10 protein-coding genes are annotated in these 14,521 nt (G+C 68.5%); 3 read left to right on the top strand and 7 right to left on the bottom strand.

Translation table 11 applies throughout. From position 1 onward, the window contains the following. Positions 1-70: 70 nt before the first annotated feature. From SLW52_RS15200 to SLW52_RS15230, 7 genes are all read right to left on the bottom strand, one after another. Positions 71-1,075: a class I fructose-bisphosphate aldolase gene (locus tag SLW52_RS15200; RefSeq protein WP_010341500.1), complete on the bottom strand. Its 1,005-nt coding sequence runs from the start codon at positions 1,073-1,075 to the stop codon at positions 71-73. 118 nt (positions 1,076-1,193) lie between these two features. Further along, the gene (locus SLW52_RS15205; protein WP_267099934.1) at positions 1,194-2,603 is read right to left on the bottom strand and encodes an HD domain-containing phosphohydrolase; all 1,410 of its coding nucleotides are present in this window, start codon (positions 2,601-2,603) and stop codon (positions 1,194-1,196) included. 105 nt (positions 2,604-2,708) lie between these two features. Then, positions 2,709-4,175, bottom strand: a complete 1,467-nt coding sequence (gene pyk / locus SLW52_RS15210) for a pyruvate kinase (RefSeq protein WP_010341498.1) — start codon at positions 4,173-4,175, stop codon at positions 2,709-2,711. Positions 4,176-4,412: 237 nt separating this feature from the next. Continuing rightward, positions 4,413-5,063: an HAD-IA family hydrolase gene (locus tag SLW52_RS15215; RefSeq protein WP_320740555.1), complete on the bottom strand. Its 651-nt coding sequence runs from the start codon at positions 5,061-5,063 to the stop codon at positions 4,413-4,415. Then, positions 5,060-6,235: a phosphoglycerate kinase gene (locus SLW52_RS15220; protein ID WP_026144302.1), complete on the bottom strand. Its 1,176-nt coding sequence runs from the start codon at positions 6,233-6,235 to the stop codon at positions 5,060-5,062. Before SLW52_RS15220 ends, SLW52_RS15215 begins: the two co-directional genes overlap by 4 nt. Positions 6,236-6,453: 218 nt before the next feature. Continuing rightward, positions 6,454-7,818: a DUF3999 domain-containing protein gene (locus SLW52_RS15225; protein WP_320740554.1), complete on the bottom strand. Its 1,365-nt coding sequence runs from the start codon at positions 7,816-7,818 to the stop codon at positions 6,454-6,456. Next, entirely contained in the window at positions 7,815-10,562 is a 2,748-nt protein-coding gene (locus SLW52_RS15230; RefSeq protein ID WP_320740553.1) for a DUF2339 domain-containing protein, read from the bottom strand. The genes SLW52_RS15225 and SLW52_RS15230 overlap by 4 nt, the downstream gene beginning before the upstream one ends. Before the next feature lie 258 nt (positions 10,563-10,820). On the opposite strand from SLW52_RS15230, the gene SLW52_RS15235 reads away from it, so the two are divergent. From SLW52_RS15235 to SLW52_RS15245, 3 genes are all read left to right on the top strand, one after another. Beyond that, positions 10,821-11,897 (top strand): cache domain-containing protein, encoded by a 1,077-nt coding sequence (locus tag SLW52_RS15235; protein WP_267123784.1) that lies wholly within the window; start codon positions 10,821-10,823, stop codon positions 11,895-11,897. 288 nt (positions 11,898-12,185) lie between these two features. After that, positions 12,186-12,641 (top strand): hypothetical protein, encoded by a 456-nt coding sequence (locus SLW52_RS15240; protein WP_320740552.1) that lies wholly within the window; start codon positions 12,186-12,188, stop codon positions 12,639-12,641. A 527-nt stretch (positions 12,642-13,168) separates the two neighbouring features. Then, complete coding sequence (locus tag SLW52_RS15245) at positions 13,169-14,335, top strand: hypothetical protein (RefSeq protein WP_320740551.1); 1,167 nt, start codon at positions 13,169-13,171, stop codon at positions 14,333-14,335. Positions 14,336-14,521: the final 186 nt, after the last annotated feature.

Genomic DNA, 14,521 nt, shown 5'->3' on the forward strand with positions numbered 1-14,521 from the left:
GATGGCCCCGAAACGAAAAACGCCGGCGATGCCGGCGTTTTTCTCTCCTCTAAGGCGATGTCGGGGCCGATCAGCCCTGCCACTTGCCCAGCGCGGCCAGGCCGTTTTCCTTGGCGCGCTCGTACACCACCTGCTGCGCCTTGGCGAAATTGCCCTTCATGTCCTGCGCCCACAGCTTCAGCGCGGCCTGCTGCATGGCGCGGCCGTAGGAGAAGCTCAGCGGCCACGGCAGGTTGCCGAGCTGGTTCATCGCGTTGAGGTGCGCGGTGGACTGCTCGTCGGTCTGACCGCCGGACAGGAACACGATGCCCGGCAGGATCGCCGGCACAGTGCTCTTGAGGCACATCACGGTGGACTCGGCCACTTCCTCGACACTGGCCTGCTCGTCGCAGTCCTTGCCGGCAATGACCATCGAGGCCTTGAGGATGGTGCCTTCCAGGACCACGTTCTGCTCGTACAGCGCGCCGAACAGCGAACGCAACGTGGCTTCGGTGACCTCGTAGCAGGTCTCGATGTCGTGGTCGCCGTCCATCAGCACTTCCGGCTCCACCATCGGCACCAGGCCCTGCTCCTGACACAGCGCGGCATAACGGGCCAGCGCATGCGCATTGGTCTCGATGCACACGCCCGACGGGATGTCCTCGCCGATGGTGATGACCGCACGCCACTTGGCGAAGCGCGCGCCGAGCTTGTAGTACTCCTCCAGGCGCGCGCGCAGACCGTCCAGGCCTTCGGTGATCAGTTCGCCCGGCATGCCGGCCAGCGGATGCGTGCCCTTGTCGACCTTGATGCCGGGGATGATGCCGTGCTCGGCCATGTACTTGGCGAACGGCACGCCGTCCTTGGTCTTCTGGCGGATCGTCTCGTCGTACAGGATCGCGCCGGAGATGTGGTCGCTCAGCTTGGGCGTGGTCAGCAGCAGCTCGCGGTAGGCACGGCGATTCTCTTCGACATTCTCGATGCCCACGCCGGCGAAGCGCTTGGCGATGGTGCTGGTGGATTCGTCGATCGCGATGATGCCCTTGCCCGGGGCGACCATTGCCTGTGCGGTTTCGGCAAGCTGTTCGATGCTCATACGGTTCCTGATGGCTGCAGCGGGGGAACGCCCATTATACCGGGCCGGCCTGCATGCATTCCGTTACCGCGGGAATTGCAAGCGGTTACAGGCGTAGACCGTGCATGTTCCCGGCACGTCAGCCAAGTGCATCCGTCATTGCGTCACACTGCGCTTCTTCTTCGGCCTGCGCGGTCTGCAGCGGCGCAGTGTCCAGGGCCGGCACCGGCGCAGGCGCGCCCTGCGCTGTCGGCAAGGCGATGTCGAGCGCATCGAGCAAGGGCTGCCAGTCGTCGGCACTGCGCGCGCGGCGGTGCGCCAGCAACGCGGCGTGGCGGCGCAGCCCCGGCAGCTGCCAGCGCAGTTCGCAGCAGACGCGATCGACTTCCTCGGCCGCTTCCGGCGCGGCGATCAGCCACGGCAGTTGCTCGACCATCTTGCCGGCGCCGGAATCGTGGATGGCCATGATGTAGCCCACGATCAACAGCAGCAGATGCTGCAAGGCCGCGCGCTCGTCCTCGCGCAGGTCGCCGCCGCGCTGCAGCCGCAACGCCTCGTCGCGCGCCCGTTCCAGGCCGTCGAGCAGGGCGGCCACCACCTCGCGCAGGTGCTGCGGATCGTGCGCCGGCGCCTGTTCCAGCGCGCAGTCGCGCAGGCGCTCGGTCAGCAGGTCGACCACGTCGCGCGGGAACTGTCCGGGCACCACGCGCAGCGCGATGCGCATCCGCGCCAGCGCCTGCGCATGGCCCTGCTCGCGTTCGAACAACCCATCCAGCGCTTCGGCACAGGAGATCAACCGGCCCAACGGCGACAGCGCCGACGCGCCGACCGGATAGCCGGAGCCGTCGATGCGTTCGTGGTGCTCGCGTGCAGCCGCGGCCTGCTGCGCCGAGTACACGCCGGATTCGCCCAGCAGCGCGGCGCTGATCACCGGGTGCACGCAGCGCATGCGCCACTGCGCGAAGTCCTGCTGCGCCTCCGGAATCTCCAGCACCACCGGATCCACGTACATCTCGCCGAGATCGTGCAGCAGGCCGACTTCCGCGGCCTCGCGCATCGCCGCATCCGAGCGCGACAGCAGCGCCGCCAGCCAGGACACCAGCATCGCCACCCGCACCGCGTGCGAGAACGCGGCCGGCCGGGTCTGGCCGAGGGTGGTCAGCAAGGTGCCCGGCGCGCCCAGCGTGCGGGCGCGGGCCAGCATGGCCATCACCGGCTGCGCCTGCTCGCCCAGCAATTGCCGCAGGTGCGGGTGTTCGTCCAGTTCGCGCTGCGCGGCCAACTGCACTTCGCTCGGGCGCAGTTCCTCGCAGAAGGCCAGCGAGGATTCCAGCGGACGCAGCAGGCGCCGCGCGATCAGGCGCTCGCGCAGGCCGGCGTTGATGCGCTGGCCCTTGGCGACGAGCAGGATGCCGCGGCGGTCGCGGATATCCTCGGTGACCACCAGCTCGCGCGTGGCCGAGGCCTGGATCAGGTGTTCAAGGCAATGCGTGCCGGGGCGCTCGGGCAGGTCCAGCCCGAGTTCGGCGTGCGCGCTTGGGGACGTCATGGGGGTGTCGCACGATCAGGGAACGGGAGGGCGCCGCGCCGTTCCATGCGCGATCGAACAGGTATTGCCGACGGCGCGGCGGCCGGAGCCGCCGCGCCGCGTCCTTCAGAGTTCGCCCAGGCCGCTGGCACGGCCGTCCGGGCCGACCTCCAGCAGGCGCAGGGTGTTGGTCGCGCCGTGGGTTTCCATGTGCTCGCCGCTGGTGAACACCACGCGGTCGCCCGGCGCCAGCAGGCCGGCTTCGACCAGCACGCGGATCGCGCCGCGCGCGGCCTCGCGCGGGGTCAGGCCGCGGCTGTCGAAGTTGATCGGAAACACGTCGCGCATCATCGCCATGTGCCGGCGCGCGCCGTCGTGGCGGGTCACCGCGAAGATCGGCGCCTTGGCGCGGAAGCGCGACAGGTAGCGCGGCGTGCCGCCGGATTCGGTCATCGCCACGATCGCGCGCACGCCCACATGCTGGGACAGGAACATCGTGGCCATGGCGATGGCCTGGTCGGCGCGCTCGAGGTTGCGCGGGGCCATGCCGAAGTCGGTCTCGGTCTCGAACTGGCGCTCGGCGCCCAGGCAGATGCGCGCCATCGCCTCGACCGCGCGGATCGGATAGGCGCCGGCGGCGCTCTCGGCCGACAGCATCACCGCGTCGGTGCCGTCGATCACCGAGTTGGCCACGTCCAGCACTTCGGCGCGGGTCGGGATCGGGCTTTCCACCATCGACTGCAGCATCTGCGTGGCGGTGATCACCACTTTGTTCTGCGCCAGCGATTCCTTGATGATCTTCTTCTGCAGGCCCGGCAGCTCGGCGTCGCCGATTTCCACGCCCAGGTCGCCGCGCGCGACCATCACCACGTCCGAGGCCTCGACGATCTCGCTCAGGTTCTCGATCGCCTCGGTGCGCTCGATCTTGGACACCAGCGCCGCGTCGCAGCCGTGCGCGCGGGCGATGCGCCGCGCCTCGTTCATGTCCTCGGCGTTGCGGCAGAACGACACCGCGATGAAGTCCACGCCGATCTTGGCGACGATGCCGATCAGTTCCTTGTCGCGCTCGGTCAGTGCGCCCAGCGACAGGCCGCCACCCTGCTTGTTGAGCCCCTTGCGATCGGACAGCACGCCATCGTTGAGCACGCTGGTGACGATGCGCTCGCCCTGCACCTCGACCACCTTCAACTGCATCAGGCCATCGTCCAGCAGCAGGACGTCGCCCGGCGCCACGTCCTGCGGCAGGCCCAGGTAGCTGACGCCGACCTGGCTGGCGTCGCCCGGCGCGGCATTGGGGTCGGCGATGAGGTCGAAGCGGTCGCCGAGCTTGAGCGAGACCTTGCCCTGGGCAAAGCGCTCGATGCGGATCTTCGGACCGGGCAGGTCGGCGAGGATGCCGATCTCGGCGCCGACGCGGGCCGCGGCGGCGCGCACTTCGGCGGCGCGCTTGGCCTGGCCGGACGGATCGCCGTGGCTGAAGTTCAACCGCACCACGTTGACGCCGGCGCGGAACAGATCCTCGAGCACGCCGGGCGGGTCGGTGGCCGGACCGAGGGTGGCGAGAATCTTGGTGCGGCGCTGGCGTTCGATCATGATGGCATCCTTGGAAAAAGCGCTCAAAGCTAGCACACGCGCCCATCACACAGCATGGCATTTCGGCATAGACGCACGCGCGGTACGGCATAGCGAACGGACAATGCGGGACAGTATGTGGTCATGCCACGCCAACAGCCGCCGGCCCGCAGACACCGCGCGGGCAGGCTCACACCAGGCGACGCAGCATGCGCAGCCAGCGCCCTGTGCGCCGGACGCACCGGCGCACGCGCCCATTCAGGCCGCGACGAGCGCCGGCAACTGCGCCGGCGACTGCGCAAGCACATCGGCACCGGCCTGGCGCAGCTCCTCGGCATCGCCGAAGCCCCACAGCACGCCGATGCTGCGCATGCCGTGATGGCGCGCGCCGTCGATGTCCATGCGCCGGTCGCCGATCATGCGGCACTGCGCCGGCACGACAGAAAGCCGCCGCAGCGCCTCCGCGATCAGGTCCGGCTTGGCCCGGCGCGCGCCGTCGTCGCTGGCACCGACGATCTCCTCGAAGCGAGCGCCGAACGGCAACTGCTCGACGATGCGCCGCGCGAAGCGTTCGTTCTTCGAGGTCACCACCGCGAGGCGATGGCCTGCCATGGCCACCGCCTCCACCGCCGCGCCGATGTCCGGGAACACCGTGTGCTCGCGCCAGCCGTGGCTGTCGTAGCGGCTGCGGTACAGCGTCAAGGCCTGCTCCACCAACGCCGCATCGCCGCCGAAGTGCTGCTGGAAGCTGTCGCGCAGCGGCGGGCCGATCCAGGCGCGCAACTGCGCCGGGGTCGGCAGCGGCTGGCCCAGTTCGGCGAAGGCATGGCGCAGGCTGCCGACGATGCCGACCTCCGAATCGACCAGCGTGCCGTCCAGGTCGAAGAACAGGACGTCGGCGGCGCTCACGCGCCGCGCGCCTGCAGCGCGGCCACCGCCGGCAGGGTCTTGCCCTCCAGGAACTCCAGGAACGCGCCGCCGCCGGTGGAGATGTAGCTGACCTGCTCGGCGATGCCGTACTTGTCGACCGCGGCCAGGGTGTCGCCGCCGCCGGCGATGGAGAACGCCGACGAGGCGGCGATCGCCCGCGCCAGGGTCTCGGTGCCCTTGCCGAAGGCGTCGAACTCGAACACGCCGACCGGGCCGTTCCAGACCACGGTGCCGGCCTTGGCGATCAGCTCGGCGTAGTGCGCGGCGGTCTGCGGGCCGATGTCCAGGATCAGGTCGTCGTCGGCGACGTCGGTGACCGCCTTCACCGTGGCCTCGGCGTCGGGCATGAACTGCTTGGCCACTACCACGTCGCTGGGCAGCGGGATCGCCGCACCGCGCGCGTTGGCGTCGGCCACGATCTTGCGCGCGGTGTCGAGCAGGTCCGGCTCGCACAGCGACTTGCCGACCGCATGCCCGGCCGCGGCGATGAAGGTGTTGGCGATGCCGCCGCCGACGATCAACTGATCGACCTTGTCCACCAGGTTGGACAGCAGTTCCAACTTGGTCGAGACCTTGCTGCCGGCGACGATGGCCAGCAGCGGCTTGGCCGGTTGCTCCAGCGCCTTGGCCAGCGCATCCAGCTCCGCCATCAGCAGCGGACCGCCGGCGGCGACCGGGGCGAACCTGATCACGCCATGGGTGGACGCCTGCGCACGGTGCGCGGTACCGAACGCGTCCATCACGAACACGTCGCACAGCGCCGCGTACTTCTTCGCCAGGGCCTCGTCGTCCTTGCCCTCGCCGACGTTCATGCGGCAGTTCTCCAGCAGCACGATCTGCCCGGGCTGCACGTCCACGCCATCGACCCAGTCGCGGATCAGCGGCACGTCGACGCCGAGCAGCGCAGCCAGGCGGATGGCCACCGGCTCCAGCGAATCCTCCTGGGTCCACACGCCTTCCTTGGGCCGGCCCAGATGCGAGGTCACCATCACCGCCGCGCCCTGTTCCAGCGCGTGCTTGAGCGTCGGCACCGAGGCCAGGATGCGCTGCTCGGAGGTGATCAGGCCATTGTCGATCGGCACATTCAGATCTTGCCGGATCAGCACGCGCTTGCCGGACAGGTCGAGATCGGTCATTCGCAGGATGGACATGTGATTGCTCGCTTTCGTGGGGTTGCAAAGGGAAAACCGCGCCATCGGTGCAGTATCGGCGTCGGCATCGGAACGTCGGGTGCACGCCGTTCGGCCGATCGCCGCGCAGCGGCGAAACCGCCATTGTCCGGCGTCGGCCGCACAGCGGCAAATCGGTGGGGGACGGTGCGCTGCCCCGCACGCGCGGCGCGGCGTGCGCGCCGTCGCCGCGGGATCGATCAGCCCGTGCCCTCGCCGGCGCCGGGTTTGCGCAGCAGGCTGAGCGCGAAACCGACCACCAGCAGCGCACCGCCGACCAGCAGCGCCCACAGCAGCCAGGTCTTCCAGTCGCGCGGCGGCGGTGGCACCTGCAGCGCCGCGGCACCGGCCAGTGGCTGCGCCGCGCCGAGGCTGGCAGTGGCCGGCGCCCATTGCGGCCCACGCTGGGTGTGCAAGGCCTGCAACGCCGCGGCCAGCGGCGCCTGTGCACGCTGGGTGCGCGCACTGCCGGCGGCCAGCGCATAAGGCGGCGCCCCCTGCGCCAGGAACACCAGCGTCTCCGGCTGGTAGCCCAGGCGCAGCGCCGGCCGCTGCCGGCCCGGGTCCTGCGCCGCCAGCAATCGCCAGTAGCGGTCGCGCACCGGCGCGGTCAGCGCCTGCGGCGGCGAGCGGCTGCCGCCGCCCACTTGGTAGGCCAGCCATGGACCGGCGCGGTCCTGCCACGGCGCCTCGGCGCTGTCGCGGCTCTGCACGCGCCATTCGATGGCGTTGTTGCCGGGCAAGGCGATGTCGACGCGCGTCACCGGGTAGCGCCCCGGCGACACGAAGGCATAGCCGTGCTGCGCGGGATCGGTGCTCGCCGCGTCCAGTTGTTGCCAATGCCAGTCGGCGACGACCGGCGTCGGTGCCAGTTCGGCCTCCACCCCGGTCAGCGGCGGCGCGCCGGCACCGGCCAGCGGCAGCAGGCGCAGATAGCGCACTTCCCGGCCGATGGGGATGCGTAGTTGCTGCAGCCGGTGCCCCTGGTTGCTGAGGTCGACCAGGGTCGCATCGGCCACCAGCACCTCCCAGTCGCGCAGATCGTCGCTGCCCTCGACGCGGTAGCGCGCCTGCTGTGGCTGCGCAGCGGCGGCCCATTGCAGCGACAGTGCGCGCAGCGGCGCATGCAGCGCACTGGCATCGACCAGCCAGCCGGCAGCGCCCGCGTCGGTGCCAGCGCCGGCCACGCGGGTCTGGATGCGGCGCACACTGCCGTCGCTGTCGCGCTCGGCGATCAGCTCCAGATCCGGGGTCCGCCCGTCGGGCGCCGCCGGCAGCGGAAACCACGGCAACGGCTGCCGGCGCGGCGCCGTCTCGGCCTGTTCGGCGGCGAACAGGGCCGCCGGCAGCGGGTCGCCCGCCGCGTTGAACACCTCCACGTCGCCCAGCGAGGCGCGCTGCGCGCTGCGGTAGACCGCATCGTCGAGCTGCACGCGATAGGCGCCGGCATCGGCGTCCTGCAGGGTCAGCGGCCACTGCTGGGCGTAGTCGTCGCGCTGGCTGGCGGCGAACGCGCACAGCGGCAACCCGGCCAGCAACAACGGAAACAGCGCACGTCGGATCATGGGGTGGCCTCCTCGGCCGGTTCGGCAGCGCGCGGCGGCGCCGGCGCCAGATAGCCGACCACCGTACACAACAACCCGTACGCGATGAACGAGGCGATGCCGGCGACGTTGCCGAGGTTGCCGCGGTCCACCAGCAGCAGCTTGCCCAGCACCACCGCCATCAATACCGCGCCGGCCAGCCACAGGCCGCGCTGGCCGCGCCGCGAGCCCAGCACCCAGCCAAGCACGCCCAGCACGCTCCAGACCACGGTCAGGCTGGTCTGCGCCACGCCATTGCCGAGCACGCCGGGCCACGGCACCGCCGCCCAGTAATGCACCGCATGCAGGGTGACGCTGGTGATCCACAGGAAGCCGGCACCGGCCAACAGCTGGGTGCGCCAGGGCCGCAGCAGCGCCGGCAGCTCCGCGGTGCGGGTCCAGCGCACGCCCAGGACCAGCAGCGCCAGTTGGGTCAGTTCCAGCGGATTGAGCACCGGCACCCAGGGCAGCGGCGCGCTGCTGCCGGGCAGGCCCAGGCTGTACAGCCAGGCCACCGCCAGCAGGCCGAAGTAGGTGCTCTGCAGCGCGCTGCGGCACGGCGCGAATGCCGCACCCAGCGGAGCCGCCAGCCAGTTCCAGCGCCACAGCGACAGCGCCGTCGCCAGCAACCAGGGCGCCAGCAACAGCATCCAGCGCCAGCCGGCGGCGAGCTCGCTGTGCAGCGCGATCCAGGTGCACAGCAGCCCGACCACGCTGGGCCACACCAGCCACCACACGAACTGCGCCGCACGCGCGACGCCGCCACCGCTGTCGCGCAGGCACAGCAGGCTGCGCACGCCGAGCACCGCGAACAGCGCCCAGGCCCAGGCGCCATGCCCGGCGAACGGCTGCCCGTGCACATCGGCCTGCCAGACCGCCAGCGGCAAGGCCAGGGCCAGGCCACCCAGCGTGGTCGCGGCCAGCGCCAGTGCCGGCCAGCGCCGCTGCGCCTCGGCGGCGAGCCAGCCGCTGACCGCGACCCAGGCGAGCAGCACGTCGGCACGCGCGTCGGCGTCGACGAATCGCACGATCTCGGTGACGCCGATCCCGCACCACCAGAACAGCCCCCACACGTAGTAGCCCAGCGCCGGCACGGCGGCCCGCCCACGGCGGTAGCACCAGGCGCTGGCGAAGCCGGCCAGCGCCAGCAGCAGCCCGCTCATGAAGGTGGCGTTGGCCACCGCCTGGGTGTCCTGGGCGATGTTCTCCACGCCCACCAGGAAACCGAACGACGCCGCCAGTTGCAGGCCGGCGCCGCTGAACTGCGGCAGCCAGCGCCGCTGGCGCAGGCCCAGCCACGCCAACGCCGCACCCTCCAGTGCGAACACGCTGGCGGTCGCGCGCGCGGACAGCGCCAGCGGCACCGCCAACGTGGCGAACCCCACCGCCAGCACCGCATACGCCTGCCCCAGCACCGCGAAGCTCGCGCGCCGGATCAGCGCCGCCGCCAGCAGGGCATAGATCGCAGCCAGTCCCAGCGCACACAGGGCCAACGGCAGGCCGTCGCCGCGCAGTAGCCCCGCCTGCAGCGAAAACGCGATCAGCGGCGTGCCGAACACCAGGCTGCCGTCGATCAGCGTGCTGCGCGCTGCCTGGCGCCGCGCGTACAGGATCGGGATCAGCAGGTAGAAGGCGAAGAACAGCAGCAGGAACGGCTCGGTGCTGGCGAACTTCTCGGGCCGGTACTGCAACACGCCCCACAGCGTGCCGATGCCGAAGGTGAAGCCGAACCCGAGCAGGTTCAGCACCCGCCACGGCCGGTACCAGGCGATCGCGAACACCGCGGCATTGAGCAGCGCGTAGTAGGAGAACAGCGCCACATGGTTGCCGCTGCCGGTGGACAGCCACAGTGGCGCGAAGAAGCCGGCCAGCGTGCCCAGCACCGCCAGCGTGCGCGATTCCTGCGCCACCGCCAGCACGCACATGCCCGCGACCAGGGCAATGCTCAGCGCCAGCGCCGCGCCGGCGGGGATCAGCCCGGACAGCTTGAAGGCGGCGAACACGGTCAGCAGCAGCACACCGATCGCCCCGCCCTGCAGCGCCAGCGCAAAGCTGCGCTTGCGCGTGCGCTGGCGCCAGCCGAAGGCCAGGCCGGCCAGCGACGCGGCGGCGATGCCGGCGTAGCGCAGCTCGATCGGCATGCGCAGCCAGCCCTGGTCGCCGGCGTACTTCAGCAGCGCGGCGACGCCGGCCAGCAGCACCAGCATGCCGATCTTGACCGGGACATTGCCCTCGGTGAACCAGCGTTTGATCCCGCCCAACAGCCGTTCGATCGGATCCGGCCCACGCGGCGCAGCGGGCTGGGCCGTCGCGGCGGTGCGCGCCTGGGCTTGCTGCTGCTCGGCGAGTTCGACCGCGGCGGCCAGCGTCGCGAAATCCTCGCCCCTGGGAGGCACCGGCAAGGGCGGCGGCAGCGGCGGCGGCGCCGCGGCGCGCTCGGCGAACGGGTCTGGACGCGGAAGGTCGAGGCCTACGACGAACGGCATGCCCTCCGCCTCGGGCTCAGGTTCGGCGACGGCGGCCTGGCCCTCTGCGACAGCGGCCGCGGAATCGGCGCGATCCGTTGCGGCGGCAGGCGTGGCGGCGGCCATCCGCGCCACCTGCGCCTCCAGTGCGGCGAGCCGCTGGCGCAGGCGCGACTGCCCGACCAACGCCACGATCGACAGCAGTGGCAACGCCAGCACCACCAGCGCCGCAAACACCACCAGCACGACCAACTTGTCCATTCGTCTCACATCTCCAAAAGCGGTGGCGCGGCGCCCGTGGCGCGAACCGGGAGCCCGGCGGCGCCGGACCTGGCGCAGATGGTAGACGAGTTCGGCGCCGACATCGGCCCACGGACGAGGCCGCAGCCCAGTCAGCGCAAGGCCCGACGTTCCGACAAACGGTCTTCACACCACCCTCAAGCCCAGTGCACCGGCGGCCGCTACACCCCTTATCGCGTCGTCCGTCTGCTGTTTTCTCCCACCCCACCGGCAGCATGAATGAACCTACCCGTCCACCCCGCCGACGCGGGGATCGATGACCATATTCGCGCCGCCATCGGCTTGTCCGACCAGTTGCTCGGCCAGTTGCGCCGCTCGCTGCAGGGGATCGACGCGATCAACCGCACCACCCACATGATCTCCATGAACGCGCGCATCGAGTCGGCGCGGATCGGCGCCGCCGGACGCGGCTTCAGCGTGATCGCGCAGGAAATGGACGGGCTGTCGCGACGCGTGGCCGAGGCCACCCAGGACCTGGACAAGGTCGCCGCGCGCACCAGCGCGGAGATGCGGCAGACACTGGACCGCCTGCAGGACGACGTGCGTCGCACGCGGCTCAGCGAGCTGGCCCTGAGCAACATCGACCTGATCGACCGCAACCTCTACGAGCGCAGTTGCGACGTGCGCTGGTGGGCCACCGACGCGGCGGTGGTCGCCGCGGCGCGTGCCGACAGCGATGCCGAGGCGCTGGCCTACGCCTCGCGGCGCATGGGCCAGATCCTGGATTCGTACACGGTCTACTTCGACCTGATCCTGGCCGGAAGCGATGGCCGCATCCGCGCCAACGGCCGGCCGCGGCAGTTCGGCTCGGTCGGCAGCGACGTCTCCGCGCAGCCATGGTTCGAACACGCGATGCGCACGCGCAGCGGCGAGGAATTCGGCTTTCAGGACGTGCATGCCAGTGCGCTGGCCGACGGCGAGCGCGTGCTGGTGTACGCATGCACGGTGCGCGACGGCGGTCGCGTCGATGGCCGCGTGCTGGGTGTGCTGGGCATCGTGTTCCGCTGGGACGCGCTGGCGCAGACGATCGTGCAGCGCACGCCGCTGTCCGAATCCGAATGGGGCCGCAGCCGCGTCTGCATCGTCGATGCGCAGGGCCGGGTGCTGGCCGACTCGGCCGGGCGCATGCTGCAGGACCGGATCGACTTCGACGGCCGCGACGCCTTGTTCAAGCAGCCGCGCGGCGCCGTGCTGATCGATCTCGACGGCCGGCCGCACTGCATCGCGCACGCCGCCTCTCCCGGCTACGAAACGTACCGCACCGGCTGGCACTCGCTGATCCTGCAGGCACTGTAGCCGCACGCAGTGGCGCCCACCGCAAAAGCGGCAGCGGATCACAGGCTGCCGCGCGCGGTATCAGCACAGCCGCCTGTGCGGCACCCGCAGACCGTGTGCCGACGACTGCGACGACCTCATCGGCAGGGCGTCGTCTCTGCCTGAACGCCCGTGCGTACTGTATTGACGGCGTCATTTCGCCATGCCTAAGCTCGTCGCGCCGCGTTGATGCCGCCCCGACGCATCGCCTCGACGCGACCGGTGCACTCTGGATTGCAGACGCCACTTCCCAGGTAAACGGACATGACCATGAAACCCTTTCGCACCCTGCTGATCTCGGCCCTGCTGGCCGGGTCTTTCGCCGCTCCCGCCCTGGCCGAAAAGGTCGACAATCCGGATCTCTACACCGCCGATGCGGTCAAGAAGAACATCGTCATCGGCAAGACCACCAAGGAAGAGGTACGCGCCATCTATGGCGAGCCAAAGCACGTCTACAGGACGTCCGGAAAGGAAGGCGGTTACGAAAAGTCCTGGACCTACAGCCCGGGCGAGTCGCACGGCGAAAAAGTGCGTGGTACCGCGACGACGGTGCTCAAGCGCATGCTGCCGGGTTTCTACACCGGCCAGGCGATCAACGAGGCACAGGACCACGGCGTCGGTGCACGCAACGTCAAGTCGTATAACCTGGAAGTGGAATTCGACGCCAAGGGCGTGGTCACCGATTACCAGCAGACCGAAAGCAACCAATCGCGCGACGCGCTGTAATCGCGAGGCCGAGCCAGCCTGCGGCACCCGACGCGCCGCGGCAGGGCCAGCGGCTCGCTACAACGCAAAAGGAGCGCGTGAGCGCTCCTTTTGCGTTGTGGCCTCGACCTGTGTACGCGACAGCGCCAGAACGGGCCGAGCGCTGCACGGGAACAGACGCATCCCGCCAGTCGCATGGCCGAGACCACTCCAGCACCTGGACAAGGTCGCCGCACGCACCTCAGCGAACCGGCCCTGGTCAGTGTCGACCCCACGAGCACAGTGACGACATGCGCTGGTGGGCCTGAAACACGGCGCAAGGACTCCATCGGCTCTCGCAGAACCACTCCGGCCATGAAGAGTGGATCTCGCGTTGGGACCAATGCAATCATCATGGATGCGGCAAGCGACCACCCCGGCTTGCATGCGAAAGTCGAGGAAAGCAATAAAGACGCAACGAAAACGGCGGAAAACTGGCCACGCAAGGCCGATGCGCAGCCAATGACCGTCCAACATCCCTCCATTTGCAACTCAAAAAACGAGCAGATATGGATTGCCTTACGCTACAGGACAAGTACCCGGACCTCTATTTCTTCTGGCTGGAAAAGCTTGGCCTGTATTACGCAGCCGGCGAAGAAAACAAGACATACCTGATCGAAAGAAATGGAGACATCGTCTACCAATCGCCCGAAAAGACGTTCGCCGACTTGAATGGAAGCCACTTCCCCTACAACTGGGACAAGTGGGAAAAGGATTTCAACCGTCAGATCGATTACTGGATAGAAATCCATTTTTCAGGGAAATTCATTACCAACTCGATTTTCTCCTTTCGGAACGGCAACCTTGTCCGCTTACTTGAAGACGAGCTCATCCTGTATGCAGTCCCCATAACGCCGCAACGACTGTTGCTGCAAGTGGCCAAGGACAAGGACAATCCCTTGTCCCAGGTCAGCATCCAGCTCTACGACACGCTTAGAAACGAACGCCGGGAACTATGGGAAGGCCCTTACCGGGAAGAACCATTTTCTGTTCATCGCGTGCGCGGCGCGGAGCACTTTTTTTCGATCTGGATTCGCGACGACGAAAACCCCATCGATCACTACACACGCAAAGTATTCCAGCTATATACCGCCGAGGGAGAACCGCTGGTAGATTTTGAAACGGCCTGGGGACATGGCGGCGGAGACACCTGTTTCGACCTCTCACAACGAGGCATGGGAATCACTCACAGAATTCTGGATAAACCCATTTTTATATCTTCGCACTGGTATTTCAACCGCTATGAGGCATGCGATGTACTGATCGACAGGAAAGGCAATAACTACGGGGACTTTTATTACATTGCAGGACAGAAACCCTCGTATTTCGGCAAGTCCTCGACCAGACACCCGAAGTACATCGACAAGAAAATTCTGTGCCTTGCGCTGCCCGTACGCGATCATCAGCCGCCGTGCCTGACGATCCTCAACGAGGACGGCAGCAGGATCGTGACGGAATTCGAATGTCCGTGGCTTTTTTTCAACCTATCCGCAACGCTCGTCAAAGACAAATCCATCTTCGGCAAGACCTGCCTTGTGGTGATCGACAAGGAATGTCACGCAAGGCTTATCGGCCTCGATGGAAAGGAAATCGAAAACACCACGCCCATTCCCCTGAAAAGCATCGATCCCAGAATGAACTATCCGAAGCTTTTCGCGAAGCAATGCCGGCAATAGCAGTGCATCGAATTGGCTTCAAGCCAGGCAGGTCTTGAGTCCATCCGGATCCCCAGCCTGAACAGTGCCGCCGCGACCGCACGAACATCGACCCGGGACAGGAAGCACTTGCACGATCCGTCCGGCAAGCCGGCGTGCGACACCTGGAGCTTGTCATGTCCCCTGAAACAGGCAGGCATAGGACCT

The organism is Xanthomonas sp. LF02-5 (assembly GCF_034105325.1).
GTDB classification, from domain to species: Bacteria; Pseudomonadota; Gammaproteobacteria; order Xanthomonadales; family Xanthomonadaceae; genus Xanthomonas_A; species Xanthomonas_A sontii.

Coding starts and splice junctions, on each gene's coding strand:
- SLW52_RS15225 (WP_320740554.1), bottom strand. CDS start 7,818: ATGATCCGACGTGCGCTGTTTCCGTTGTTGCTGGCCGGGTTGCCGCTG.
- SLW52_RS15235 (WP_267123784.1), top strand. CDS start 10,821: ATGAACCTACCCGTCCACCCCGCCGACGCGGGGATCGATGACCATATT.
- SLW52_RS15245 (WP_320740551.1), top strand. CDS start 13,169: ATGGATTGCCTTACGCTACAGGACAAGTACCCGGACCTCTATTTCTTC.
- SLW52_RS15200 (WP_010341500.1), bottom strand. CDS start 1,075: ATGAGCATCGAACAGCTTGCCGAAACCGCACAGGCAATGGTCGCCCCG.
- pyk (WP_010341498.1), bottom strand. CDS start 4,175: ATGATCGAACGCCAGCGCCGCACCAAGATTCTCGCCACCCTCGGTCCG.
- SLW52_RS15205 (WP_267099934.1), bottom strand. CDS start 2,603: ATGACGTCCCCAAGCGCGCACGCCGAACTCGGGCTGGACCTGCCCGAG.
- SLW52_RS15240 (WP_320740552.1), top strand. CDS start 12,186: ATGAAACCCTTTCGCACCCTGCTGATCTCGGCCCTGCTGGCCGGGTCT.
- SLW52_RS15230 (WP_320740553.1), bottom strand. CDS start 10,562: ATGGACAAGTTGGTCGTGCTGGTGGTGTTTGCGGCGCTGGTGGTGCTG.
- SLW52_RS15220 (WP_026144302.1), bottom strand. CDS start 6,235: ATGTCCATCCTGCGAATGACCGATCTCGACCTGTCCGGCAAGCGCGTG.